General features: G+C 62.9%; 21 protein-coding genes and 1 tRNA gene. 10 read left to right on the forward strand and 12 right to left on the reverse strand.

All coding sequences use genetic code 11. From position 1 onward, the window contains the following. Positions 1 to 10: 10 nt before the first annotated feature. Positions 11 to 1,726: an extracellular solute-binding protein gene (locus GC1_RS01605; protein WP_029204820.1), complete on the reverse strand. Its 1,716-nt coding sequence runs from the start codon at positions 1,724 to 1,726 to the stop codon at positions 11 to 13. Positions 1,727 to 2,154: 428 nt separating this feature from the next. On the opposite strand from GC1_RS01605, the gene GC1_RS01610 reads away from it, so the two are divergent. Both GC1_RS01610 and GC1_RS01615 read left to right on the forward strand, forming a co-directional pair. Then, on the forward strand, positions 2,155 to 2,928 hold the full coding sequence (locus tag GC1_RS01610) for a 3-hydroxybutyrate dehydrogenase (protein ID WP_019296244.1): 774 nt from the start codon (positions 2,155 to 2,157) through the stop codon (positions 2,926 to 2,928). A 100-nt stretch (positions 2,929 to 3,028) separates the two neighbouring features. Next, a complete protein-coding gene (locus tag GC1_RS01615; RefSeq protein ID WP_019296245.1) occupies positions 3,029 to 4,057 on the forward strand; it encodes a patatin-like phospholipase family protein in 1,029 nt (342 codons plus the stop codon). On the opposite strand, the gene GC1_RS01620 is transcribed toward GC1_RS01615, so the two are convergent. From GC1_RS01620 to GC1_RS01635, 4 genes are all read right to left on the reverse strand, one after another. After that, a complete protein-coding gene (locus tag GC1_RS01620; protein WP_019296246.1) occupies positions 4,054 to 4,770 on the reverse strand; it encodes a DUF502 domain-containing protein in 717 nt (238 codons plus the stop codon). The genes GC1_RS01615 and GC1_RS01620 overlap by 4 nt on opposite strands. Positions 4,771 to 4,850: 80 nt before the next feature. Then, positions 4,851 to 5,765, reverse strand: a complete 915-nt coding sequence (locus GC1_RS01625; RefSeq protein ID WP_019296247.1) for a pseudouridine-5'-phosphate glycosidase — start codon at positions 5,763 to 5,765, stop codon at positions 4,851 to 4,853. Continuing rightward, complete coding sequence (locus GC1_RS01630) at positions 5,762 to 6,670, reverse strand: PfkB family carbohydrate kinase (protein ID WP_019296248.1); 909 nt, start codon at positions 6,668 to 6,670, stop codon at positions 5,762 to 5,764. Before GC1_RS01630 ends, GC1_RS01625 begins: the two co-directional genes overlap by 4 nt. 41 nt (positions 6,671 to 6,711) lie before the next feature. After that, on the reverse strand, positions 6,712 to 7,521 hold the full coding sequence (locus GC1_RS01635) for a DUF4198 domain-containing protein (protein ID WP_019296249.1): 810 nt from the start codon (positions 7,519 to 7,521) through the stop codon (positions 6,712 to 6,714). Between GC1_RS01635 and GC1_RS01640 the strand changes: the two genes are divergently transcribed. Further along, positions 7,520 to 8,671, forward strand: coding sequence for a HupE/UreJ family protein (locus GC1_RS01640; RefSeq protein WP_019296250.1), 1,152 nt, complete (start codon positions 7,520 to 7,522; stop codon positions 8,669 to 8,671). The genes GC1_RS01635 and GC1_RS01640 overlap by 2 nt on opposite strands. A gap of 12 nt (positions 8,672 to 8,683) precedes the next feature. Here the strand turns inward: GC1_RS01640 and GC1_RS01645 are convergent, their stop codons facing one another. Next, positions 8,684 to 9,316 (reverse strand): thiamine phosphate synthase, encoded by a 633-nt coding sequence (locus GC1_RS01645; RefSeq protein ID WP_019296251.1) that lies wholly within the window; start codon positions 9,314 to 9,316, stop codon positions 8,684 to 8,686. 166 nt (positions 9,317 to 9,482) lie between these two features. On the opposite strand from GC1_RS01645, the gene GC1_RS01650 reads away from it, so the two are divergent. Genes GC1_RS01650 through GC1_RS01660 form a run of 3 tightly spaced genes read left to right on the forward strand, consistent with a single transcriptional unit; the run spans position 9,483 to position 12,914 of the window. Beyond that, a complete protein-coding gene (locus GC1_RS01650) occupies positions 9,483 to 10,235 on the forward strand; it encodes an RNA methyltransferase (RefSeq protein ID WP_019296252.1) in 753 nt (250 codons plus the stop codon). A 60-nt stretch (positions 10,236 to 10,295) separates the two neighbouring features. Next, entirely contained in the window at positions 10,296 to 11,441 is a 1,146-nt protein-coding gene (gene ctaA / locus GC1_RS01655; protein WP_019296253.1) for a heme A synthase, read from the forward strand. Positions 11,442 to 11,444: 3 nt separating this feature from the next. Continuing rightward, positions 11,445 to 12,914 (forward strand): carboxypeptidase M32, encoded by a 1,470-nt coding sequence (locus GC1_RS01660; RefSeq protein ID WP_019296254.1) that lies wholly within the window; start codon positions 11,445 to 11,447, stop codon positions 12,912 to 12,914. 194 nt (positions 12,915 to 13,108) lie between these two features. Here GC1_RS01660 and GC1_RS01665 read toward each other — a convergent pair whose 3' ends face one another. Beyond that, positions 13,109 to 13,459 carry a DUF6614 family protein gene (locus GC1_RS01665; protein ID WP_019296255.1) on the reverse strand — a complete coding sequence of 117 codons (351 nt, stop codon included), beginning with the start codon at positions 13,457 to 13,459 and terminating at the stop codon, positions 13,109 to 13,111. 138 nt (positions 13,460 to 13,597) lie between these two features. After that, complete coding sequence (gyrA, locus tag GC1_RS01670; RefSeq protein ID WP_019296256.1) at positions 13,598 to 16,306, reverse strand: DNA gyrase subunit A; 2,709 nt, start codon at positions 16,304 to 16,306, stop codon at positions 13,598 to 13,600. Between the two features lie 224 nt (positions 16,307 to 16,530). Between gyrA and GC1_RS01675 the strand changes: the two genes are divergently transcribed. Continuing rightward, entirely contained in the window at positions 16,531 to 16,800 is a 270-nt protein-coding gene (locus GC1_RS01675; RefSeq protein ID WP_019296257.1) for an usg protein, read from the forward strand. Positions 16,801 to 16,832: 32 nt separating this feature from the next. Here the strand turns inward: GC1_RS01675 and GC1_RS21820 are convergent, their stop codons facing one another. Together GC1_RS21820 and GC1_RS01685 are read right to left on the reverse strand one after the other, a co-directional pair. Then, a complete protein-coding gene (locus tag GC1_RS21820) occupies positions 16,833 to 18,386 on the reverse strand; it encodes a caspase family protein (RefSeq protein WP_052265104.1) in 1,554 nt (517 codons plus the stop codon). A gap of 73 nt (positions 18,387 to 18,459) precedes the next feature. After that, positions 18,460 to 19,413, reverse strand: a complete 954-nt coding sequence (locus GC1_RS01685; RefSeq protein ID WP_019296259.1) for a radical SAM protein — start codon at positions 19,411 to 19,413, stop codon at positions 18,460 to 18,462. A gap of 140 nt (positions 19,414 to 19,553) precedes the next feature. Here GC1_RS01685 and zwf point away from each other — a divergent pair, with 140 nt between their 5' ends. The 3 genes from zwf to pgi are packed head-to-tail and all read left to right on the forward strand — an operon-like array spanning position 19,554 to position 23,322. Then, positions 19,554 to 21,029, forward strand: a complete 1,476-nt coding sequence (gene zwf, locus GC1_RS01690) for a glucose-6-phosphate dehydrogenase (protein ID WP_019296260.1) — start codon at positions 19,554 to 19,556, stop codon at positions 21,027 to 21,029. After that, the gene (pgl, locus tag GC1_RS01695; RefSeq protein ID WP_019296261.1) at positions 21,026 to 21,697 is read left to right on the forward strand and encodes a 6-phosphogluconolactonase; all 672 of its coding nucleotides are present in this window, start codon (positions 21,026 to 21,028) and stop codon (positions 21,695 to 21,697) included. Before zwf ends, pgl begins: the two co-directional genes overlap by 4 nt. A gap of 17 nt (positions 21,698 to 21,714) precedes the next feature. Beyond that, on the forward strand, positions 21,715 to 23,322 hold the full coding sequence (pgi, locus tag GC1_RS01700) for a glucose-6-phosphate isomerase (protein ID WP_019296262.1): 1,608 nt from the start codon (positions 21,715 to 21,717) through the stop codon (positions 23,320 to 23,322). 44 nt (positions 23,323 to 23,366) lie between these two features. Here pgi and GC1_RS01705 read toward each other — a convergent pair whose 3' ends face one another. Both GC1_RS01705 and GC1_RS01710 read right to left on the reverse strand, forming a co-directional pair. After that, complete coding sequence (locus GC1_RS01705) at positions 23,367 to 23,849, reverse strand: hypothetical protein (RefSeq protein ID WP_019296263.1); 483 nt, start codon at positions 23,847 to 23,849, stop codon at positions 23,367 to 23,369. Between the two features lie 144 nt (positions 23,850 to 23,993). Then, positions 23,994 to 24,067 (reverse strand) — tRNA-Gly (locus GC1_RS01710). Positions 24,068 to 24,117 lie beyond the last annotated feature (50 nt).

Consider the following 24,117-nt stretch of genomic DNA (forward strand, 5'->3'; position numbering starts at 1 on the left):
CTTTGCACGGTCAGTCCGCCTGATACCACCAGACGTCCGGCATGAACCCGGTTCGGTCGCCGTAAATCGGCAGCCTGTCCGGGAACCGCATCTCCTTGATGTGGGCGATGCGCCCTGTATCAAAGCTCCAGAATGGAATGACATAGCGCCCGGCGGTCAGAACCCGGTCCAGCGCCCGCACCGCTGCGGTGAAATCCTCAGGCTCGGTTGCGGTCAGCATGGCGTCAATCATCGCCTCCGCCGCCGGGCTGTCCATGCCCATCAGATTGCGGCTGCCGGGCTGATCCACACCGTCGCTGCCCCAGTAATAGCGCTGCTCGTTGCCGGGGCTCAGCGACAGTTCCCGGCGGAACCGGGTGAGGTCGAAGTCGTAGGCGTTTTCCCGTTCGGCGTATTGCGCATTGTCCACGGTCTCAGCCGTCAAGGTAATGCCCAGCCGCTCCAGGGCGCGGGCGTAGATTTCTGTGACGGTTTTCATCTCGCCGTCTCCTTGGCGGATCAGCACACTGAGCTCCAGCGCGGTGCCCGCCGCATTGCGCAGCACGCCATCAGTGACGGTCCAGCCGGCCTCTTCCAGCAGTTTCATCGCCTTGCGCAGGTTGCCGCGGTTGCGCTTGCTGCCGTCGCCTTGGGGCAGGGTGTAGCCCTCCAGCGTGCCGGGCAGCAGGCTGTCCTGGAATGGTTCCAAAAGCGCGCGCACTTTGTTCTCTGCCTGGCCGGGGCGCATTCCCAGAACCGAGCCGGAGAAATAGGAGGTGATGCGCTGCTGGGCACCGCCCGTCACGGTGCCATTGATGTATTCGAAATTGAACGCCAGCAGCAGCGCCTCGCGCACGCGCCAATCATCCAGCGGCGCGCGGCGGGTGTTCATCACCAGCCCGGTCATGCCGGAGGGGCGCTGATGCGGGATCTCGCTTTTGACCACATCGCCGCGGGTGATCGCCGGGAAGCTGTAGGCGCTTTCCCATTTTTCGGCATTGAATTCGCGCAATGCGCTGAGTTCGCCCGCCTTGAAGGCCTCGAACAGAACGGTTTCATCCCCGAAGAAGTCGATCCGCAGCTCGTCGAAATTCTGGGTTCCGCGCTGCAGGGGCAGGTCCGCGCCCCAATAGTCCGGGTTGCGGCGCAGGGTGACAAAGCGGCCGGGCTCATAAGCGCTGACCACATAGGCGCCGGTGCCGATGGGCGCGCCCTCAACGGCATCGCTGGCAAAGTCCTTGCCGTCCCATTGCGCCTTTTTCAGGATCGGCCGCATGCCAGCGATCAGCGCCAGCTCGCGGTCCTCAACATTGAAGGTCAGCCGCAGGCTGCGCGGTCCGGTCTGTTCGATGGTCTCCACCTTGGTCCAGAACCCGCGGTAGCGCGGATGCCCCTGGGTACCCAAAGTCTCGTAAGACCAGATCACGTCTTCGACCGTCACCGGGCTGCCGTCAGAGAATCGGGCCTCCTGCCGCAGGGTGAATTCGACCCAGGAACGGTCCTCGGGCACCTCAATCGATTCGGCCAGAAGACCGTAAAGGGTGAATGGCTCGTCCCAGGAACGGCCCATCAGACTCTCGTATCCCCAGAACCTCAGCTGCCACGGAGAGGTCCCCTTAAGGGTGAACGGATTGAGGCTGTCAAAACCTCCGGTATTGCCGAACACAACCTTGCCGCCCTTCGGCGCGTCCGGGTTCGCATAGGGTAAAGACACAAAATCCGGTGGCAGTGCGGGGTCGCCGTACATAGCTATGCCATGGGCCGATTCTGCTTGCGCATAATTCGCGGTAATTGCCAGGGTGATTCCAGCCAATGCCGCGCGAAGAGTCCGGAAATTTTCTTTTCGCTGATTCACAACAATCCCGCTCTGCCCTTATTTTCTTGCCTCCGCACGCTACGTGCGCTTTTTCGTCTTTTCAAACTTTTAGCTTGGACGAAAGCCGGAAATTGCTTATAAAGGGGTCACTGCTCGATAGGTTTCTTGCCTGTATGAAACCTGCCTCAATAACTAACGCCCGCCTTGTGCGGGCGTTTTTTTCTGCCCGTTTCTCTCTTTTTGCAAGCTGCGAAAATGGCAGGAATGACCTTCGCGGCATCCGTAGTCTTACGCGTTTCTTTTGCATCTGCAGCATGGCACAGTGGCGGCAGTTTCAATCAGCCAAGAGGCAGGATGCGATGACATTGCAAGGCAAGACCGCCGTTATCACCGGATCGAATTCAGGCATTGGCCTGGGGGTGGCCCGAGAGCTGGCACGGGCAGGAGCCAATGTGGTTCTGAACTCCTTTACCGACCGGGAAGAGGATCACGCGCTCGCAGCAGAACTCGCCCGTGAGTTCAGCGTCAAGGCCCAGTACGTCCAGGCCGATATGTCCAAGGGCACGGACTGCCGCGCGCTGATCGAAAAGGCCGGAGCCTGCGATATCCTGATCAACAACGCCGGCATCCAGCATGTGGCGCCGATTGACGAGTTTCCTCAGGAAAAATGGGATGCGATCATCGCCATCAACATGAACTCGAACTTCCACACCATGGCAGCAGCACTGCCCAAGATGCGTGCGGCAGGCTGGGGACGGATCGTAAACATTGCGTCAGCGCACGGGCTGACTGCCTCGCCCTACAAAGCCGCCTATGTGGCCGCTAAGCACGGGGTGGTGGGCATGACTAAAACCGTGGCGCTGGAGACCGCGGAGGAGCCGATCACCTGCAACGCGATCTGCCCGGGCTATGTGCTGACACCGCTGGTGGAGGCGCAGATCCCCGACACCATGGAGAAATACAACATGGGCCGGGATGAGGTGATCAAGAAGGTGATGCTGGAACGCCAGCCGAGCCGCGAGTTTGCCACGGTGGAGCAACTGGGCGGCACTGCGGTGTTCCTGTGCTCGGACGCGGCGGCGCAGATCACCGGCACCACCCTCAGCGTCGATGGCGGCTGGACGGCGCTGTAAGCGCGTGCGGTAACGGCGGGAGGGGGCCAGCCCCCTCTTGCCCCGACGGGGCAATTCACCCCCGGAGTATTTTCACAAAGGTGAAATAGGCAGGTGGCGTTTGGTGACACGGATTAATCTGGCCCTGCAGGGCGGCGGCGCGCATGGGGCGTTCACCTGGGGTGTGCTCGACCGGCTGCTGGAGGACGAGGAGATCGAGGTTGCCGGCATCACCGGGACCTCCGCCGGGGCGCTGAACGGGGCGGCGCTCAAGGCCGGCATGGTGCAGGACGGTCGCGCAGGCGCCAAGGCGGCGCTGGACGGGCTGTGGGCGCGGATGGGCGCCGTGGGCGACATGCGGTTCAATCATTGGCTGACGCGGTTTGATGCGGTGGCCTGGGCTGGCGCACTGGAGGCGGCGATGCCGTTTTCGCCGCTGGAGAGCCTGAGTCAGGTGATCTCGCCCTATCATTATGGCCCGTTCTACAAGAACCCGCTGCGCGAGGTGGTGGAGCAGTTCAATTTTGCCGAGGTCTGCGCCGGCGAAGGCCCGGAGCTTTTCATCTGCGCGACCTGCGTGCGCAGCGGCAAGATCCGCATCTTTGAGGGTGAGGAGATCAGCACCGACGCGATCCTGGCCTCCGCCTGCCTGCCGGACCTGTTTCAGGCAGTGGAGATCGAGGACCCGGAAACAGGCCGCATGGAGGCCTATTGGGACGGCGGCTACACCGGCAACCCAGCGCTGTTTCCGCTGTTCCGCGAGGACCTGCCAGGGGATGTGGTGATCGTCAACATCAACCCGCTGGAGCGCGACGAGATCCCCAAGACGCCGCAGCAGATCCGCAACCGGGTGAATGAGATCAGCTTCAACTCCTCGCTGCTGCGGGAACTGCGGGCGATCAATTTCGTGCAGCGTCTTTTGGCCGATGGCACCATTCAGCAGGGCCGGATGAAACAGGTGCGGGTGCACATGATCGCTGATGACGATCTGATGACGCAGCTGTCGGTCACCACCAAGCTGTTTCCGGTGCCGCAGATCCTGGCGCGGCTGAAACAGGCAGGACGGGCTGCCGCAGAGGCGTTCCTTGCGCGGGACCGGGGAAACCTTGGGGTGCGCTCCTCCGCCGATCTGCCGGCAATGTTCGGTTAGGCGTCTTCTTTTTCCAGGACCTTCGGCTTCTTGCCGTTTTCCACCGGCTTGGTGGGGTCCTTGGGGTTCGGATATACGAGGCCTGCTGAGATCACCAGCTTGGCCGAGTCCTCCACCGACATCTCCAGTTCGATCACGTCTTCCTCCGGCACGAACAGCAGGAAACCGGAGGTGGGGTTCGGCGTGGTCGGAAGGAAAACGCTGACCAGCCCGCCGCTGGTTTCGGCGCGCTTGGCAATCTCACCCTTGGCATGGGTGGAGATGAAGCCAATGGCCCAGATGCCCTTGCGCGGGTATTGCACCAGGCAGGCCTTTTCAAAGCTGCGCTCGGACTGGGCAAAGACGGTCTCGGAGATCTGCTTGATACCGGAATAAACCGTGCGCACCACCGGCATCCGGTCCACCAGGCCTTCGGCAAAGGTGATCAGCGAGCGGCCGATGATGCCCTTGGCAATCCAGCCGACGATGATGGTGAACAACAGGAAGATGATCAGCCCGACGCCGCGCAGGTTGATGCCTATGTATTGCTCAGGGCGGAAGGTGTGCGGCACCAGCGGCAGCACCACGCTGTCGATCCAGCCCATCACCGACCACAGCAGCCAGATGGTCAGCCCCACCGGCGCAATCACCACGATGCCGGTAAAGAAGGAGGCCCGCAGGCTGGCGAACAGGCCGCGGCGGCGTTGGGGTTCTTCGTCGAATGGCGTGGTCATAGATCAGTTTTCCAGGAATTCCGCGTGGAACCTAGGCACTGTTTTGGGGCGGAGCAATGGTTTCCGCCCCAAAAATCAACTCATTGTGCGAGATTGTTGAGTTCCTGTGCGATCTTTGCCGCCAGCCGGGCATTGTTGCGCACCAATGCAATGTTCGCGGTGAGCGAGCGGCCTTCGGTCAGCTCGAAGATACGGCTCAGCAGGAAGGGGGTCACGTCCTTGCCTGCAACACCCTGGGCGTCCGCCTCGGATTGGGCCTGGGCAATCACCGGGGCCAATTCCTCTGCCGCGATCTGGGCGTCTGCCGGGATCGGGTTGGCCACCAGCTGGCCGCCGGGCAGCCCCATGGCCTGGCGCGTGGCATGGGCGCGTGCGATTTCGGCGGGGGTGTCCATGCGCAGCGGTGCCTTCAGCTCCGACTGGGCCGACCAGAACGCGGGGAAGCTGTCCTGCCCGTAGGCAATCACCGGCACGCCCTGGGTTTCCAGCACTTCCAGCGTCTTTGGCAGGTCGAGGATCGCCTTGGCACCCGCGGCCACAACGGTCACCGGGGTTTGCGCCAACTCCATCAGGTCGGCGGAAATGTCGAACGTGGTCTCCGCCCCCTTGTGGACACCGCCGATACCGCCGGTGGCAAAGACGGAAATGCCCGCCAGCCGCGCCGCGATCATGGTGGCTGCAACGGTGGTGGCGCCGGTGCCGCCGGTGGCGATGCAGGCGGGCATGTCGGCGCGGGAGATCTTGGCAACCCCTTTGGCCTGTCCCAGCGCCTGCAGCTGATCGGGTTCAAGCCCGACATGCAGCACGCCCTCAATCACCGCCATGGTGGCAGGCACGGCACCGGCATCGCGGATATCCTGCTCCACCTGCGCTGCGACCTCGACATTTTGCGGATAGGGCATGCCGTGGGTAATGATGGTGCTTTCCAGCGCAACGATGGCCTGTCCTGCGGCCTTGGCGGCCTGGACTTCGGCTGAATACTGAATGTCGATCAAAGCGGGGGTTCTCCTGAAACGTAGGTCGCCGCAGCCTTGAGGGCTGAGGCCAAAGCGGTTTTGCGGTCTTCGCCCCGTGCCTCGGCAACGATATGGGCGGCCATGAATGTATCGCCTGCGCCGGTCACCCGGGCGACGGTAACGCGGGGCGGGTGCAGGGTGATGGCGCCCTCGGCATCAGCGACGGTGGCAGAGGAGCCGCCATCGGTGACCAGCACCCGGGCAGCACCCCGGTCCAGCATCGCCTGCGCGGCGGTTTCGCTGTCGGTGAACTCCGCCTGGCACAGGATGCCGGCCTCTTCCAGGTTCACATAAAGCGTGCCGCGCGTGCGGGTGAGGAACGGGCGCAGCCGTTCCGCCTTGCCGGGCGAGGCAGGCGCCACCCGAAGGTCAGCCCTGGCAAAGGCAGGGCTGGCGACAATGTCGTCCAGCAGCGACAGCGTCAGGTTGCCGTCCAGCGCCACCTGGCCCTCATAAGGCGCAGCCTCGGTGCCGAGCGAACCGTCGGACAGCGGCCGCAGGATCTTGTCGCCTGCAGCCTCCAGCGAATGGGCGTCGGCAATGGCGGCAATCAGCCCGTTGGCACCCTCTACGGCCATGTAGCGGTCGGTGGGCAGATCTTCGGAGCGGTAGATATGGTCGGTGATCAGGCCGAAATGGCCGCAGGCGTGGATCAGCTCGTCGCCCTCGGGGTCGCGGCCCACGGCAGTCAGCAGCGCAGGCTTCATACCAAAGCGCGACAGGGTCATCGCGATGTTCATGGCGACGCCGCCGGGCAGCCGGGTGATGCGCCCGGGCATGTCCGATCCGCGCTGCATTTCACTGGTGCAGCGGCCGATGATGTCCCACAGGACCGACCCGATGCACAGGATGGCGGGTGTTTGGGGGGTAGGGGCTTGTGTCATAATGACCTATTGCCGCCTTTGACAGGCCTCTGCAAGCGGCATCACCGGACAGGCACCGCGAATGTCAGCGCCGCCCACAGGCTTTCCCAAACGTAATCCGCGCCCTCCGGGGCAGGGCGCAGGACCACCGCATCCAGCAGGTAGCTGTGGCCGGGGAGGACGGCAACAGCGGTTTCCCCCTGCGCATCCGTCAGCTGGGTTGTAATGGAAACTGTGCCATCCGGGGCCTTGGCAAATACCTCGACCTGCGCGCCTGCCCGTGGAGCACCCTGATACAGCACCCGGACCGGAAGCCCGCCTGCTGTGTCGTCCGCATAGGGATTGGCCAAGGCCACAATTTCGGTCTCCAGCCCGGTGGCAAGGTCCGAACCGGCACCATCGCCGACCGCCACAAGCGCCTTGGCATAACGGATGTACTGCTCAGTGAAACCCGCATCCGCCAGCCCGCGCGCCTGGTGCCGGGAACGCACGTCACCAATCGCCTTGTGATCAATGAAAGCCTGGAACTCTTCCCAGCTGTCATAGCTGATGGTCTGCGGCTGCGTCTGGTGGATCAGCACCGCCAGCCCGTCCTGCATCACCTCCGCAGAAAAGGCGGGCATATCCCCCATGCGGCCTTCATACGGAGTGGTTGTGCCATCATGTATCACGTCGTAACGGGCAATCCGATGATCCAGGTAAGGCTGCTCGGCGCCGTTGAACTCCTGGCCATTGCGCAGCTTAGCCACCACAGTTTCCCCGGATTTAACTTGATATTTCTCCGGCTCAATCCAAAACTCGTGGGAGAGAACCGGCGCGGCCCCAAGGGCCAGCCCGGCACAAAGAATTGAGCAGAACAGGCGGTATTGCATGAATGGTTCCTTGGCTGTGAGGCGCGGCGTCACTTGGTTGCAGGGCCTATTTGCGCTGCTGTTCTGCGTGGTTGCAATAGCATCGCCGCCAGCCCGCGCGCATGAGGTCACGCCGGCGATTGCCGATTTCACGGTGAAGGACGGGCAGATCACGCTGAAGCTGCGCCTGAACGTCGAGGCCTTTGTTGCGGGCATCAACCTCGATGGGCTGACGGACACCAACCAGACCGCCCAGGCCGCCGACTATGACGAACTGCGCGCGCTGGGGGGCGATGAACTGGAACCTATGGTGCAGCTGTTCGCCGAGGATTGGCTGGAGACGTTTTCCGTGCAGGCTGGCAGCCCGGTTGCGCTGGTTGTCGCTAGGATCACCATCCCCGAGGTCGGCAACGCCAGCTTGCCGCGGGCGTCCTACCTTGAGCTCACAGGAGAGATCCCGCCCGAAGCCGGAAGCCTGCGCATTACCTGGCCAAAGGGCTCAGGCGGCGTGGTGCTGCGGCAGAACGGAGTCGAAGAACCCTATACCGGCTACCTGCAGGGCGGTGAGACGTCCCCTCCGATCCCGCTGCAGGGCGGCGCAGCCAAGACCCCGGTTGAGGCCTTCATGGAGTACATTCCTGTCGGCTTCACTCACATTCTGCCCAAGGGGCTGGATCACATCCTGTTTGTGCTGGGGCTGTTCTTCCTCAGCCCGCGGGTGAAGCCGCTGCTGCTGCAGGTGAGCCTGTTCACTGTGGCCCATACCATCACCCTGGCGCTGGGCGCGCTGGGCATGGTCAAGGTGGACCCCGCCATCGTTGAGCCGCTGATTGCCCTGTCGATCGTGTTCGTCGCGGTCGAGAACATCTTTGCCCGCAAGCTGCACACCTGGCGCAGCTTTGTGATCTTCGGCTTCGGGCTCTTGCACGGGCTGGGCTTTGCCTCCGTGCTGGGGGAGTTCGGCCTGCCTGCCAGCCAGTTCCTGCCTGCGCTGATCGGCTTCAACGTGGGGGTGGAACTGGGTCAGCTGGCGGTGATTGCCGCCGCCTACCTCGGCGTGCGCCTGTGGTTCGGGCGGCATCCGAAATACCGCGGCCGGGTGGCGATCCCGGCCTCTGTCACCATCGCAATGATCGGCGGCTACTGGTTTGTGGAGCGGGTGTTCTTGTGAGTGCGTAACGCCTCAGCCCATCGCCCGCATCAGCACCTTCATCGCCGCCAGCGGGTCTTCCGCGTGCCAAATCTCATCGCCGATGCCAAAGAAGTCGGTAAAGGGCGCAATGCCGCGCACCAGATCCTCAGTCAGGCCGCCCTCGGCCACCACTGGCACCTCGATCATCTGCGACCACCACTGGAACAGGTCAGCCTCCGCCTGCGCGCCATCCCCCAGACCGGAGGTGCCCACCGGGCCAAAGCTCACGTAATCCGCGCCCGCCTCACCGGCCACCATGCCGTCATGCTGCGAGGCGCCACAGAAACAGCCGACAATCGCATCCGGCCCCAGCGCCTTGCGCGCGGTGCGGATGGATTTTGACGCATCGGTCAGATGCACGCCGTCCAGGCCCAGCCGCTCCGCCAGGATCTGATGGTCAGAGATCACCAGCGCCACGTCGCGCGCCATGGTCACCTCGCGCAGCGCGTCGCCTGCGCGGCTCAGGGTGTCCTGATCGCGGCTCGCCAGGTCCAGGCGCACACAAGCCACGTCCACCTCATCCAGCACCCGTGCCAGCTGGCCGGGAAATTTGCCCAGCTCGAAACTCGGCGGGGAGATCAGGTAGATCTGCGGCTGCTCCGGTGCGTCAGAGGGGCTTCCCATGGCGGTGCTCCATTGTTCAGGCGGTTTGACGGTGTTTAGCCGATTTCCGGCCGGACGCAAGGATTTGCGGCGGTGAAGCCCCGGTATTTGCAGCCCAAAGCCGCGCTGGACCTTGCCCCGCCGCCGCGCGGGCAGTACAGCAGGTCCGATTTTGCCGGAGAACACGATGCCCACCGATACGCCCCAGCCCGCCTTTGTCCTTGTCCGCCCGCAGATGGGCGAGAATATCGGTGCCGCGGCGCGGGCGATGTGGAACTTCGGCCTCGACCGGATGCGCATCGTGGCGCCGCGCGACGGCTGGCCGAACCCCAAGGCGGTGGCGATGTCTTCTGGCGCCGGGCGGCTGCTGGATGAGGCGCAGCTGTGCGCCGACGTGCCGGAGGCGCTGGGCGACTGCACCTATGTCTTTGCCACCACCGCCCGCCAGCGCGGGCTGACCAAACCTGTCTACAGCCCCGAACGGGCGATGCAGATCGCGGCAGAGAAGATCGCGGCGGGCGAGAAGGTCGCGGTGATGTTCGGTCCGGAACGTGCCGGGCTGGAAAACGAGGATATCGCCAAGGCCAACGCCATCATCTCGGTGCCGGTGAACCCGCTTTATGCCTCGCTGAACCTCGGCCAATGCGTGCTGCTGACCGGATATGAATGGATGCGCCAGTCCAGCGACGTGCTGCATGAGACCACCGATCTGGGCCGCAAAGGCGAATGGGCCACAGGTGTTGAGGTCGAAAAGCTGGTGGAGCATTACGAGGACCGTCTGGACGCGGCTGGCTTCTTCTTCCCGCCGGAAAAGGCCGAGGGCATGAAGACCAACCTGCGTAATCTGTGGAGCCGGATGCGGATGACGCGTTCGGACGTGCAGATGCTGCACGGCATCATGCGCCAGATGGTCCGCTGGAAAGAACGCGGCGGCGAATAGGCCGCTCTGGACCTTTGAATAACCCGCCCGTAGCTTGGCACCACAGACAAAGAGGCAAGCATGAGCAAGCGCAGCATTTTCGAAGAGGTTGAGGGCGAGAAGACAGACGCGCCCGCGGTGCAGCCGGGACTGATCGACCGCGGCCGCGGCGGTGCCCGCAAGGCGATCCGCGCCTGGCTTATGGTGCTGTTTGCGCTTGTGGTTGCAATGATCGTGGTGGGCGGGCTGACCCGCCTGACCGACAGCGGCTTGTCGATCACCGAATGGCGGCCCGTGACCGGGGCGATCCCGCCGATGTCGGAGGCGGAGTGGCAGGCCGAGTTTGATAAGTACAAGGAAATCGACCAGTGGCGCATCCAGAACCAGTGGATGGAACTGTCTGATTTCAAATCGATCTACTGGTGGGAATGGGGCCACCGCCAGCTGGGCCGTTTCATCGGCGTGGTCTGGGCGCTTGGGTTCCTGGGCTTTCTGGCCGCGCGCAAGATCCCGGCAGGCTGGGCTGGCCGGCTGCTGCTGCCCGGTGTCCTGGGTGGCGTTCAGGGCGCCATCGGCTGGTGGATGGTGGCCTCTGGCGTGACCCAGGGAGAGGGGATGACCGCTGTTGCCTCTTACCGGCTGGCCACCCATCTGGGGCTGGCGTTTGTGATCCTCGGATTTATCGCCTGGTATGTGCTGATGCTGGGCCGCGAGGAGCGCGAGCTGATGCAGGCGCGCCGCGCCAAGGAGGCCAAGCTGTTCAGCCTGTCTACTGGCCTGATGCATTTCGCCTTCCTGCAGATCCTGCTGGGCGCGCTGGTGGCGGGCATTGACGCGGGCCGCTCCTATACTGACTGGCCGCTGATGGGCGGGCAGGTGATCCCGCCAAACCCCTTCATGATTGAGCCGGTCTGGAAGAACTTCTTTGAAAACCCCGGGTTGGTGCAATTCATCCACCGGGTTGCGGGTTATCTGCTGTTTGCCTTTGGCGCGGTGGCCTGGCTGCGCGGGCGCGGCTCTGCCCATGCGCGCACCCGCTTTGCCTTCAATGCTGTTTTTGCAGCGCTCTCCGTGCAGGTGCTGCTGGGGATCATCACTGTGGTATACGCCGCGCCGCTTCACGCCGCGATCACCCATCAGCTGGTGGCAATTGGTGTCTGGGCACTGATCCTGCGCGCCCGCTTCCTGTCTGCCTACCCCATTGCAACCTCGATCAAGGATCACTGACCTATGAGCGCATTTGACGAACTGATGGCCTTCCAGCGCGAAACCCAGGCGCTGGGGCAGATTGCGGGCCGTCTGGGCTGGGATCAGGAAACCATGATGCCGCGCGGGGCTGCACCGCAACGGGGCGAGGAGATGGCTGCGATGGAGGCGGTGCTGCACGCCCGCCGCAGCGACCCGCGGGTGGCGGAGTGGCTGGAACAGGCGGTTGCCCCGAATGAGGCGGGTGAAGCCCAGCTGCGCGAGATCCGCCGCAGCTATGAACGCACCGTCAAGGTGCCCGCCGATCTGGCCAAGAAGATCGCTCAGGTCACGTCTGTCGCGCAGGGGCAGTGGGCTGCGGCGCGGGCGGATGAGGATGTGGCGGCCTTTGTGCCGGTGCTGGAGGAAGTTGTCGCACTGAAACGCGAGGAAGGCCTGGCGCTGGCCGCGGGCGGTGATGTTTATGACGCCATGGTCGAGGACTATGAGCACGGCATGACCGGGGCCGCGATCGCGGAAATCTTTGATGCCATGCGCCCCGGACTGGTGGAGCTGCGCGCCAAGGTGCTGGAGAAACCCGCGCCGACGGGGTTGACCGGCAGTTTCGATGAAGCCGCGCAGATGAAGCTGACCCGCAAGCTCGCCAAACAGTTCGGTTATGACATGTCCCATGGCCGGGTCGACAAGGCGGTGCATCCGTTCTGCTCCGGCGCGGGGCTGGACGTGCGGATCACTACGCGGACCAGCGAAACCGACCCGTTCAACTGCTTCTACTCGACCATCCATGAAGTCGGCCACGCGGCCTATGAGCAGAACATCAGCCGAGACTACCTGCTGACGCCGCTGGGCAGCGGCGTGTCGATGGGGGTGCATGAAAGCCAGAGCCGGATCTATGAGAACCAGATCGGCCGCAGCCGCGCCTTTACCGGCTGGCTGTTTGAGGAGATGAAAGACGCCTTTGGCGACTTTGGTGTTGCGGATGCGGATGCCTTCTATGCGGCCGTCAATGCGGTGCATAAGGGCTATATCCGGACAGAAGCGGATGAGCTGCAATACAACCTCCATATCATGATGCGGTTCGGCCTGGAGCGCGCGCTGATGAGCGGCGATCTGGCAGTGAAGGATCTGGAAGCGGCCTGGAACGACCGGTTCGAGGCGGACTTCGGCTATGCCGTGGACAAGCCTTCCAACGGCTGTTTGCAGGATGTGCACTGGTCGGTGGGCCTGTTCGGTTATTTTCCGACCTACACGCTGGGCAATGTCTATGCCGGTTGCCTGTATCAGGCGCTGCGCCGGGATGTGCCGGGGCTGGATGCAGAACTGGCTGAGGGCAACACAGAAGGCGCTACCGCCTGGCTGAAGGAAAACCTGCAGCAGCATGGCGGGTTGCGCAGCCCGCGTGAGACCATCAGGCACGCCTCCGGCATGGAGCCGGGCCACGCGCCGCTGCTGGCCTATCTCGAAGAGAAGTTCAGCCTGCTTTACGATCTCTGAGTCGGCAGTGCATCACGGCTAAGGCCCTCTGGCGGCAGCGGAAAACCCGCTGCCCCGGAAATGCCGCATTTTAACAGTATTCTCTTAATCCTTGGGGGTGTGAGTAAGAGAGTAATGTGATGCATACAGCCGTCGCCTACCTGATCTTTGCCAGTTATGTGCTGGGAACCACCCTGGTCTGAGGCATCTGCCCGTCAGATCAGAGCCATCCGCTCCGCCCGTTCCGGATCCGGGAAGGGCCGGTAGAGGCCGATGTCCGCGGCGGCGATCAGCGTCCTGACGTGGGAGTAGAGTTTCTCCACTTCCTCGTCATGTTCGCCCAGCACCCGGAACGCCTGATCCAGCTGGGTCATGTCCCTGAATTCGATTTCCAGCAGGAAGTCGCGGCAGGTGTCGCTGGCCATGTCCAGTTTGCGGCGCAGCAGCCGCCAGCTTTGGATCACGCCGCGTTCGTGCAGATAGCCCATCCATTGATCGACCGCGCTGGCAAAGGTGAGCGCCTTGGCCTCGTGATGCAGGTCGATGGAGCAGTGGTACAAGTTCATTGGGGTATTCCCTTCATGAGAAATCAGAACTTGCCGTAACACTACCTAAGATCCGTTAGGGGGCCGTTAACGAAGCGAACGCCGCCCCGGCAACGGGACGGCGTTCAATGTTTTCAATGGGTTGGTGTGAGAGGGGGCTTATTCTTCGCCGCCGTCCTCTTCCTCGCCGTTCTCGGCAATCCAGGCGACGGAGACCACTTCTTCACCCTTTCCGGTGTTGAACACCCGCACCCCGCCGGCAGAACGCGAGCGGAAGGAGATGCCATCGACCGGAACCCGGATCGACTGCCCCTTGGAGGTGGCCAGCATGATCTGGTCGTCCATTTCCACCGGGAAGGAGGCCACGATCTCGCCGCCGCGCATCGCCTTGTCCATCGCTGTGACGCCCATGCCGCCGCGGCCGCGCACAGGGTAGTCGTGCGAGGACGACAATTTGCCAGAGCCGCCGGTGGTGATGGTCAGGATCAGGTTCTCGGCTGCCGACATCTCTGCATAAAGCTCGGTCGAGAAGTTCGGATCCTCGGGCGCGTCCTCATCCGAAGCATCGGCGTCGTCGGTCAGACCGGCCATGGCACGGCGCATCTTGAGGTAAGCGGTCCGTTGCTCCGGGGTGTATTTGGAGTGGCGGATCACCGACATCGAGACCACATCGTCCTCACCGGTCAGCTTGATGCCACGGACACCAGTGGATTCGCGCGAGTTGAACACGCGCACATCGGTGGAGCGGAAGCGGATGGCGCGGCCCGAATTGGTGAACAGCATCACGTCGTCGTCTTCGGAGCAGATGCGCACGTTCACCAGTTTGACGGAGCCGTCCTCCGGCAGCTTCATCGCGATTTTGCCGTTGCGGCGGACGTTGGTGAAGTCCGACAGACGGTTACGGCGCACGTCGCCGCCGGAGGTCGCAAAGACCACCTGCAGGTTTTCCCATTCCTCATCCGGCACATCGACCGGCATGATGGCAGCGATGGAAACCCCGGTCGGGATCGGCAGGATGTTGACGATTGCCTTGCCCTTGGACGTGCGGCCGCCCTGCGGCAGGCGCCAGGTCTTGAGCTTGTAGACCATGCCGTCGGTGGTGAAGAACAGAAGCTGGGTGTGGGTGTTGGCCACGAAGAGGGTGGTGATCACATCCTCTTCCTTGGTCTGCATGCCCGAGACACCTTTGCCGCCGCGCTTCTGGGCGCGGAAGTCGGCCAGCGGCGTGCGCTTGATGTAGCCGCCGGAGGTCACGGTCACCACCATGTCCTCGCGCTCAATCAGGTCCTCGTCCTCCATGTCGCCGGACCAGTCTACGATCTCGGTGCGGCGCGGCACGGCGAAGTTGTCGCGCACTTCGCGCAGCTCGTCGCTGATGATGCCCATGATGCGCTCGCGCGAGGACAGAATCTCAAGGTATTCCTTGATCTTGCGGGCCAGTTCTTCCAGCTCGTCGGTAACCTCCTTGACGCCGATCTGGGTCAGGCGCTGCAGGCGCAGCTCCAGAATGGCGCGGGCCTGGGTCTCCGACAGGTTATAGGTCCCGTCGTCGTTCATGGTGTGGGTCGGGTCGTCGATCAGGCGGATGTAGTCCGCGATGTCGGCGGCCGGCCAGCGGCGGGTCATCAGCTTTTCACGCGCCTCAGCCGCGTCGGCGGAGGAGCGGATGGTGGCGACGATTTCATCGACGTTGGAGACGGCAACCGCGAGTCCGCAGAGGATGTGGCTGCGTTCGCGGGCCTTGCGCAGCTCATAAGCTGTGCGGCGGGCGACCACGTCCTCGCGGAAGTCGATGAAGGAGGTCAGGAACCGGCGCAACGTCAGTTGCTCGGGACGGCCGCCGTTCAGCGCCAGCATGTTGCAGCCAAAAGAGGTTTGCATCGGGGTGAAGCGGAACAGCTGGTTCAGCACCACCTCAGGCGTTGCGTCGCGTTTCAGTTCAACGACAACCCGGACGCCGTTGCGGTCGGATTCGTCCTGCACATGGGCGACGCCCTCAATCTTTTTCTCGCGGACCTGCTCGGCGATCTTTTCGATCATCGCGGCCTTGTTCACCTGATAGGGAATCTCATCCACGACAATGGCATAGCGGTCCTTGCGGATCTCCTCGACGCGGGTTTTCGAGCGGATGATCACACTGCCGCGGCCCTCCAGATAGGCCTTGCGGGCGCCAGAGCGGCCCAGCATGACGCCGCCGGTCGGGAAGTCGGGGCCGGGGATATAGTCGATCAGCTGTTCGCTGGTCAGATCCGGGTCCTCGATCAGCGCCAGCGTTGCATCGACGACTTCGCCCAGGTTGTGCGGCGGGATATTGGTGGCCATGCCGACCGCGATGCCGCCAGCGCCGTTGACCAGCATATTCGGGAAGCGGGCCGGGAGCACGGTCGGCTCGCGGTCCTTGCCGTCGTAGTTGTCCTGGAAATCGACGGTCTCTTTCTCGATATCTGCCAGGATCGCTGCGGCGGGCTTGTCCATGCGGACCTCGGTGTAACGCATGGCCGCCGGGTTGTCGCCGTCCATCGAGCCGAAGTTGCCTTGACCGTCTAGAAGCGGAAGCGACATCGAGAAGTCCTGCGCCATCCGCACCAGCGCGTCATAGATCGCGCTGTCGCCGTGCGGGTGGTATTTACCCATTACGTCGCCGACCGGGCGGGCCGACTTGCGGTAGGCCTTGTCATGGGTGTTGCCGGATTCGTGCATTGCATAGAGAATGCGGCGGTGAACCGGTTTCAGACCGTCCCGCAGGTCCGGAATTGCACGGCTGACGATGACCGACATCGCATAGTCGAGATACGAGTTGCGCATCTCGGCTTCGATGGAAACGGTCGGCCCGTCATAGGCCGGGCGTTCCGGCAGGTTTTCGTCCATGTTTTCAGGAGTTTCCGGCGTATCGCTCACGTTGGCTGCCCGCTCTTTCTTCTGGGTCTATATATTGTGTTCGCACCCTATCAGAGACCGTATATGGGGCGCAAGCACACAGCCCCCGAAAGCCGGATTCTGGCCGTTCACGCATCGGTAACGCACTGTTTTTGAGGAAATTAACCAATTGCACCCTAGCATCAATCAGAGGGGGTAAGAATTGGAGGCTAGAGATGGAGACCAGCGAGACCGAGCTGATGCTCAAGGGATACGGGCTGACCACGGCGGAATTCACTTATCACATGCCGGACCACATCCATGTATTGAACACTTTTGTCTGGCAGGAATACGACCTTGCGCCGGACCACCCGCGGCTGTTTGAGTTCATCGAATTCTGGCATCGCGAGATTGAGGGGCCGCTGCATTCGGTGCGGTTCAATCACCGTAAGATGATCGGCCCCGGCGAATGGCGCAACGTGGTCGGAGAGTTCCAGATCCACTGACCAGACCCACTGACTAAATCCATTGTGTCGGATCAGCGCCAGGCATAGACCGCGCAGCCGGTGGAGCCGCTGGAGGTGAAACTGCGCCCGTCCGCCGCCAGGCGGCCGCGCCAGGTGACGGTGATGCCGGGAAAGTAGTCCGTGCCGCTGATCTGCTGGCCGTTCAGGTAGACTTCTGTGTTGGCGTTCTGGCCCAGTGAATCGCTGAGCCGCCCGTGGTATTTGTTGCCGCCTGCATGGGTGTAATGGACGTTCCCCGTGACCTTGACCACCAAGGCGCAGGTGGCCTTGAACTTCCAGGCGCCTGCCAGCGGCGCAGCGGCTTTTGTTGGAGAAGGTGCCGGGGCGGAGGCAGTTCTGGGCGCAGATTTACAGATTTCCCCCGACTTTTGGCGCAGTTCCTCCAGTGCGTGGGCGGTGCCCAGATCATCGGCGCCGAGGGTGCTGTCCGACGCCGCAAGGTAGGCTGCAAAGGCGCTGCGGGTGCGCGGGCCGGCAATTCCGTCCGGGCGGCCGGCCTGGCAGCCGATTTCGTTCAGCGCCGCCTGTGTGTCCCGCATCACCGCCTTGGAGTCCGGGATGACCGGAACGTCAGGGGTTCCGGGCGTTTCCCGGGCAGGTGGCTCCGCCTGCGCCTGTTCAGTTTCCAGTCCCTGCCTTAGCTGCAAGGCAACTGTGTAGGTGTATTCGTCCTCGCGGCCTGTGTAGCGTTCCAGAAAGCTATCGAGGGCCTGCGGGGTTCCCATCGAACGGGCGACCTCAAAATCCGTTTGCATTGTACTTGCAGGCAAGGGCGCAGGTTCAGCGGGCAGGGCGGCCTGGGTGAAATAGAATTCCCCCAGCATTTCATCATAATAAGCAGGCACCTGGCGGTGCTGGACGGTCAGCGCCAAGTCACGCACCTCGCGCCGGAGGCCCGCAACCAGCGTGCGCAGCTCAAGCCCCGGTTCGGACAACAGCGGCAGCAGCGCGCGGGTGAAGACGGAGTTTTCCGCCGTGTCGTCTTCGTTCAGACGGTCCAGTGCCAGCTGGCCTGCGCCGGCGGAGAAGATCACGAACGTGCCTTGCGGGGCTGCGATCCGTCCCAGCCCGCGGGTGGTGCCGATGCTGCGGCCCTCGACCAGTTCGAACGGGTTGTTGCGGCAGGCGTCGATAATCACCACGGCGGAGCGTGCACCAGTCTTGCGGACGCGGTCCAAGAGGTCGGACAGGGCGATGGATTCGGATTTCACAAAATCGCTGCCGCCCGCGCTGGGGGCGGCGATGTCAGTGGGCAGCAGGTAATTCTCGCCGTCGATTTCCACCCCGTGGCCGGCAAAGAAGACAAAGGCCGCATCACCGGGTTCCAGCCGGGCGGTGAACTCAGAAATCTTCTTGTTCAGCCCGCGTCGGTCCTGGTCCAGCGCTGTGGTGACGGTGAAGCCCAGCTCATTCAGTTTTGTGCCAATAGACTGCGCGTCTGCGCGGGCCTTGGCCAGAACGGGAACGTCGGAATAGCTGTTATTGCCAATGACCAGTGCCATCCGGTTCTGTGCGGCTGCGGCGATGGGCAGGAGACAAAGAAACAGAACACTGAGGAAACGCATGACACAACACCCGGCAGACAATATGGCACCATGGTGCCATCCCGCCGTGCACAGGTCAAAGCGTCTTGAGCACTCAGGCCGAACAGCTGGCGCCGCCGAGGACGCAGAATTTTGCGCAATGGGGGTGGTTCAGCTGCACAGGGCGTTCGGCTTCCGCCAAGGTCGCGCCCATTTCGAACTCAGGGGAATACGGCAGCAGGGTACAGGCCAGAACGGCGGGAGTATCCGCGCCTTTGCGCTTCACGACCATGCGGGAGGAGGCGCACATCACGCTGTCGGGCGATTTGTTCAGGATGCCCCAGCAAGCGGTTGTGATTTCAGGGACTTCGACAGTTTCGTCCATTTCGGGGAACAGCACGGTCTGGCCGGGGTTCTGCGCGTCGATGGCAAAGCCGTATTCGGCAAACAGCGCGGCGTACCCCACGCGGGCCTCGGCATCTGTCTCGCCCCAGACGGTGCGGCCTGCGACGGCCATGCGGAAGCCGTTGTCCCGCAGCCATTCCATGCCTTCGATGGTCTTGGCAAAGCTGCCCGCACCGCGTTCTTTGTCGTGCAGTTCGGCGCTGTGGTGGTCGACCGAGATCCGCAGGGTCAGCTTGTCCCCGAAGTCTTCCAGCAGGGCCAGCAAGCCCGCCTTGACCGTCTTGCGCATCATCGGGCGCATGGCGTTGGTGAGGATCAGCACCTCGAACCCGCGCTCCAGCGCGGCGCGGGCCATTGGGATCATGTCCGGGTTCATGAAGGGCTCGCCACCGGTGAAGCCGATTTCCCGGATCGGCCAGTTCCGGTCCGCGATCTGCTCCAGGTAGTCCTGCACTTCCGCTGCAGTCAGATAGACCAGCGCATCATTGCTGGGGGAGCTGAGAATATAGCAGTTGCTGCATTCGATGTTGCACAGAGTGCCGGTATTGAACCAAAGGGTCTCCGGATGGCTGAGCGGCACAGAGGCGCGCTGCTGACCGTCTGCCGTCACAAAGGCGTCTTGGAACTTGCCTAGGTTGGCGGCAGATTTTTGCAGGTCTTTCATGCGGATGTCCTTCGGGGCAGTTCCTTTCGCGGCAAGCTACCTTATACTGGGAACGAATTGAAAGCAGCCGGGCAGGCACATGACAGGGATGTGAGCGGCAGTGTGCCGCGCCTGCACCGGCCGAGACAGGATGAACAAGAATGGTTTCGCGTGTGATACCGGTCGATCCGTTTGACCTGGTGATTTTTGGCGGCACTGGCGATCTGGCGCAGCGCAAGATCCTGCCCGCGCTGTTCCGCCGCCATTGCGCCGGCCAGCTGACCGGGGATGAGCGTATTATAGGCGCTGCGCGCACCAGCCTGACCAGTGACGAATACCGGACAGTCGTGGCGGAAGCCCTGCGCACGCATGCGGGACCCAAGGCCTGCGGCGGCGGTGCGCTGGAGGCGTTTCTGGAGCGGGTGAGCTATGTGGCGCTGGACGCGTTGGGCGAGGAGGGCTGGCAGGAGCTGAGCCAGCAGCTGCGCCCGCCGGAGAGCGTCTCGATCCGAATGTTTTATTTTTCGGTCGGCCCCGGTCTGTTCGGGCCGTTGGCAGAACGTCTGCACCGGCACGGGCTGGCCAATGCGGACACGCGGATCGTGGTGGAGAAACCCTTTGGCCGCGATCTGGAGACTGCGCGGGAATTGAACCGCACCCTGGCCAGCCACTTTGACGAAGGCCAGATCTACCGGATTGACCATTACCTGGGCAAAGAAACGGTGCAGAACCTGATGGCGGTCCGGTTCGGCAATATGCTGTTTGAGCCATTGTGGAACAGCCAGTATGTCGATCACATCCAGATCACCGTGGCGGAAACCGTCGGGGTGGAAGGGCGCGAGGAGTATTACGAGCGCGCAGGCGCGATGCGCGACATGATGCAGAACCACCTGATGCAGCTCTTGTGCCTCATTGCAATGGAGCCGCCGGCGAAATTCGACCCGGACGCGGTGCGCGATGAGAAGCTGAAGGTGATCCGGGCGCTGGACCCGGTGGAGCCGCATCACATCGTGCGCGGCCAGTATCAGGCCAATCTGGACCCGGAGGCGCCGCATCCCTCCTACCGCGGGCTGGTTGGCAACCCGCGCAGCACCACGGAGAGCTATGTTGCGCTGAAGGCGCATATCAGCAATTGGCGGTGGGCGGGCACGCCGTTCTACCTGCGCACGGGCAAGCGTTTGGTGAACCGGTCCTCCGTCATCAACGTGATGTTCAAGGACGCGCCGCATTCGATTTTCGGGGCCGAGGCCGGGCGGCACGCCAACCATCTGAAGATCCGCCTGCAGCCCAATGAAGGCATTACGCTGAGCGTGACCATCAAGGAACCGGGGCAGGGCGGGATGCGGCTGATAGACGTGCCCTTGGACATGAGCTTTGCCGAGGCGCTGGGGCCGGAGGGCGGTGATCCGCCGGATGCCTACGAGCGTTTGATTATGGATGTTGTGCGCGGCAACCAGACGTTGTTTATGAGGGGTGACGAGGTAGAAGCCGCATGGGCCTGGACCGATCCGGTAATTGAGGGCTGGAAATCCCGCGGCGATGTGCCTAAACCCTACGTTAGCGGTACCACCGGTCCGGAGGATGCCAATTTGCTGATGCGCCGCGACGGGCGTGAATGGAGGGGGATCAACCCATGAAATTCAACGAATACCCTGATCAGGACATGCTGGCGATCGAAGTTGCGAATGAAATCGCTGGGGATCTGAAGACCCATCTGCTGCATCATGATGCGGCGTCCTTTGCGGTTGCGGGCGGCACCTCGCCAGGGCTTATCTTTGATGATCTCTGTGCTGCAGACATCGAATGGGACCGGGTGCATGTCCTGGCGACGGATGAGCGCTGGGTGCCGCAGGAGCATGCCCGCTCCAACGCGGCGATGATCCGCAAGCGGCTGCTGCAGAACCGGGCCTCGGGGGCACAGTTCCTGCCGTTTCATGTGCCGGAGCGGGAACCGGAGGAGGTGCTGGCGGAGCTTGAAAGCCGGGTGGTTCCGGAGCTGCCGCTGTCGGTGCTGCTGCTGGGCATGGGTGAGGACATGCACACGGCCTCGCTGTTCCCAGGTGCGGCCGGAATTGAAGAGGTTTTGGCGGCTGACGCACCGCCGCTGGCGGTGATGCGGCCGGACAGCCAGCCCGAAGCGAGGATCAGCCTGACTGCGCGGGTGCTGGACGGAGCGATTGCCAAGCATCTGGTGATCTTCGGCGATGCCAAGCGCAAGGCATTGGAAAAGGCAATGACGCTGCCGCCGGAAGAGGCGCCAATTCAGGCAGTTCTGTCCGAGACGTCCGTCCATTGGGCGCCTTGAACTCAGGAAAGGTAGAAATGTTCACTGCATTGAAGACGCTGCATTCCGAAGTTTGCGGCGAAGACATTGTTGATCTGTTTAAGAAAAACCCGGACCGGGCCGAAGATTTCAGCGTGCGGTTTGAAACCCTGCTGTTTGACTATTCGAAAACCCGGATTTCTGCCAAAGTCCGCACCGCTCTGACGGGCCTGTGCGAAGACCGGAAAGTTGCCGCCAAGCGCGAAGCGATGTTCGAGGGCGGGCAAATCAACGAAACCGAACAGCGGGCCGTGTTGCACACGGCGTTGCGCGATCCCGACGGACCGGAGCTGCTGGTTGACGGTGAAGATATCCGGGCGCCCCTGCGCCAGACGCTTGAGCGGATGGAGAAATTGGCCGCCGATGTCCGCTCTGGCGTTATGCAGGGGCCGGGCGGCACGTTTACCGACGTGGTCAACATCGGCATTGGCGGTTCAGACCTGGGGCCGGTCATGGCGACGCTGGCGCTGGCACCCTATCATGACGGGCCGCGCTGCCATTTTGTGTCCAACGTGGATGGCGCGCATATTCACGACATCCTGCAACGGCTTGATCCCCAAACAACGTTGGTGATCGTTGCTTCCAAGACCTTCACCACCATTGAAACCATGACCAATGCGGCGACGGCGCGGCGCTGGGTTGAGGCGGGCGGCGGCGATCCTGCTCAGCAGTTCCTGGCCCTGTCGACCTCTGAGGAGGAAACAGCCGCCTTTGGCATTCCGCGCAAGCATGTGTTCGGGTTTGAGGACTGGGTTGGCGGGCGCTATTCGGTCTGGGGGCCGATCGGACTGAGCCTGATGCTGGCTGTCGGGCCGGAGAATTTCCGCGCCTTTCTGGCCGGCGCCAAGGCGATGGATGACCATTTCCGCAGCGCGCCCTGGCAGCAGAACATGCCGGTAATGCTGGCGTTGACCGGGATCTGGCACCGGCAGGTCTGCGGCCATCCGACCCGCGCGGTGCTGCCCTATGACCAGCGGCTTCGGCGGCTGCCGGCCTATCTGCAGCAATTGGAGATGGAGTCAAACGGCAAGATGGTGGCGATGGATGGTACGGCGCTGCCATATCCCTCCGGCCCGGTGGTCTGGGGGGAACCCGGCACCAACGGCCAGCACGCGTTTTATCAGCTGCTGCATCAGGGCACGTCGGTTATTCCTGCCGAGTTTCTGGTGGCCGCCCAAGGGCATGAGCCGGAGCTGGCACATCACCACAAGCTGTTGGTGGCGAACTGCCTGGCCCAGTCTGAGGCGCTGATGCGCGGCCGCAGTCTGGAGGAAGCCTGCGCACTGATGCGGGCCAAAGGCTATGAGGGTGCTGAGCTGGAACGTCAGGCGCGGCACCGGGTGTTTCCGGGCAACCGGCCCTCGACAACGCTGGTCTACCCGAAACTGACCCCGTATGTGCTGGGCCAGATCATTGCCCTTTATGAACACCGGGTGTTTGTCGAGGGGGTGATCCTGGGGATCAACTCCTTTGACCAATGGGGGGTGGAGCTGGGCAAGGAACTGGCCAACACGCTGGCTCCGCTGCTCGCGGGGGAGAAGAGCGCAGACGGCAAAGACGGCTCAACCCGCGCTTTGCTGGATTATGTGCGCGGCGCCGGTGGCTAACGTTCACAGTATACCCGCGGGGCGGAAACGCCCCGCGGCAATGATCAGGGCAGCGTTACGCTGCTGGTGATCGTGTTGACGAAGTTACCGCTTGCCGGATCGGTGAGCGAAGAAAACTTGCCGCCGCCCTCAGCTGTTGCCCAGGGGCCGGTTCCGCCGCTCAGTTTCCAGCTGCCGGTTAGGGCGCCGGAGGCATCCATGCCTTCGGCATGCCAATGCAGCACCACCTTGTCGCCGGCCTTGTCGGTGAAGGCGCAGATGCCGCCGCCGGTGACACCGGATGGTGCGGCCTCAACCGCGCCAAAGCACGGCCCGGCGGCGCCGTTCATCGGATGATCGGCGTCTTCCATCTCGACATTTTCGTAAGAGCTGCTGGTCTGGATCACCATATGGCCGTCTGCAATCTCAGTAGGTGTGTTGCTGGCGATGCCTGTTCCGGTGCCGCCCTGTTCCCAGGTTGTGCCCGCACCTGCGGTTCCGGCGCTGAATGCACACAGAAGTGCGGCGGCGAAATAGTGACGTGTCATACTGGTACCCTCCCAAACTGGCCGCCCTTAACAAGCGGGCGTGCCGGGGCAGTTTAGCACAAACAGGCAGCAGGTGCTTGACCTTGGCGGTCAAAGGGCTGCGCCGTGAGAGCGTTCGGCAAGTATTTGAAAAATATGGAAGGCTGGAGCGGGTAGCGGGAATCGAACCCGCGCCTTAAGCTTGGGAAGCTCGCATGATACCATTTCACCATACCCGCTCGTGAGGGCAGGATTATGCTGCGGCGCCGGTAAGGTCAAGGGCGCCGCA

Origin of the sequence: Leisingera sp. ANG1 (assembly GCF_000203975.2) — a bacterium.
Taxonomy (GTDB): domain Bacteria; phylum Pseudomonadota; class Alphaproteobacteria; order Rhodobacterales; family Rhodobacteraceae; genus Leisingera.

Coding starts and splice junctions, on each gene's coding strand:
- GC1_RS01605 (WP_029204820.1), bottom strand. CDS start 1,726: ATGTACGGCGACCCCGCACTGCCACCGGATTTTGTGTCTTTACCCTAT.
- GC1_RS01610 (WP_019296244.1), top strand. CDS start 2,155: ATGACATTGCAAGGCAAGACCGCCGTTATCACCGGATCGAATTCAGGC.
- GC1_RS01620 (WP_019296246.1), bottom strand. CDS start 4,770: ATGACCACGCCATTCGACGAAGAACCCCAACGCCGCCGCGGCCTGTTC.
- GC1_RS01630 (WP_019296248.1), bottom strand. CDS start 6,670: ATGACACAAGCCCCTACCCCCCAAACACCCGCCATCCTGTGCATCGGG.
- GC1_RS01640 (WP_019296250.1), top strand. CDS start 7,520: ATGAATGGTTCCTTGGCTGTGAGGCGCGGCGTCACTTGGTTGCAGGGC.
- GC1_RS01635 (WP_019296249.1), bottom strand. CDS start 7,521: ATGCAATACCGCCTGTTCTGCTCAATTCTTTGTGCCGGGCTGGCCCTT.
- GC1_RS01645 (WP_019296251.1), bottom strand. CDS start 9,316: ATGGGAAGCCCCTCTGACGCACCGGAGCAGCCGCAGATCTACCTGATC.
- GC1_RS01650 (WP_019296252.1), top strand. CDS start 9,483: ATGCCCACCGATACGCCCCAGCCCGCCTTTGTCCTTGTCCGCCCGCAG.
- ctaA (WP_019296253.1), top strand. CDS start 10,296: ATGAGCAAGCGCAGCATTTTCGAAGAGGTTGAGGGCGAGAAGACAGAC.
- GC1_RS01660 (WP_019296254.1), top strand. CDS start 11,445: ATGAGCGCATTTGACGAACTGATGGCCTTCCAGCGCGAAACCCAGGCG.
- GC1_RS01665 (WP_019296255.1), bottom strand. CDS start 13,459: ATGAACTTGTACCACTGCTCCATCGACCTGCATCACGAGGCCAAGGCG.
- gyrA (WP_019296256.1), bottom strand. CDS start 16,306: ATGGACGAAAACCTGCCGGAACGCCCGGCCTATGACGGGCCGACCGTT.
- GC1_RS01675 (WP_019296257.1), top strand. CDS start 16,531: ATGGAGACCAGCGAGACCGAGCTGATGCTCAAGGGATACGGGCTGACC.
- GC1_RS21820 (WP_052265104.1), bottom strand. CDS start 18,386: ATGCGTTTCCTCAGTGTTCTGTTTCTTTGTCTCCTGCCCATCGCCGCA.
- GC1_RS01685 (WP_019296259.1), bottom strand. CDS start 19,413: ATGAAAGACCTGCAAAAATCTGCCGCCAACCTAGGCAAGTTCCAAGAC.
- zwf (WP_019296260.1), top strand. CDS start 19,554: ATGGTTTCGCGTGTGATACCGGTCGATCCGTTTGACCTGGTGATTTTT.
- pgl (WP_019296261.1), top strand. CDS start 21,026: ATGAAATTCAACGAATACCCTGATCAGGACATGCTGGCGATCGAAGTT.
- pgi (WP_019296262.1), top strand. CDS start 21,715: ATGTTCACTGCATTGAAGACGCTGCATTCCGAAGTTTGCGGCGAAGAC.
- GC1_RS01705 (WP_019296263.1), bottom strand. CDS start 23,849: ATGACACGTCACTATTTCGCCGCCGCACTTCTGTGTGCATTCAGCGCC.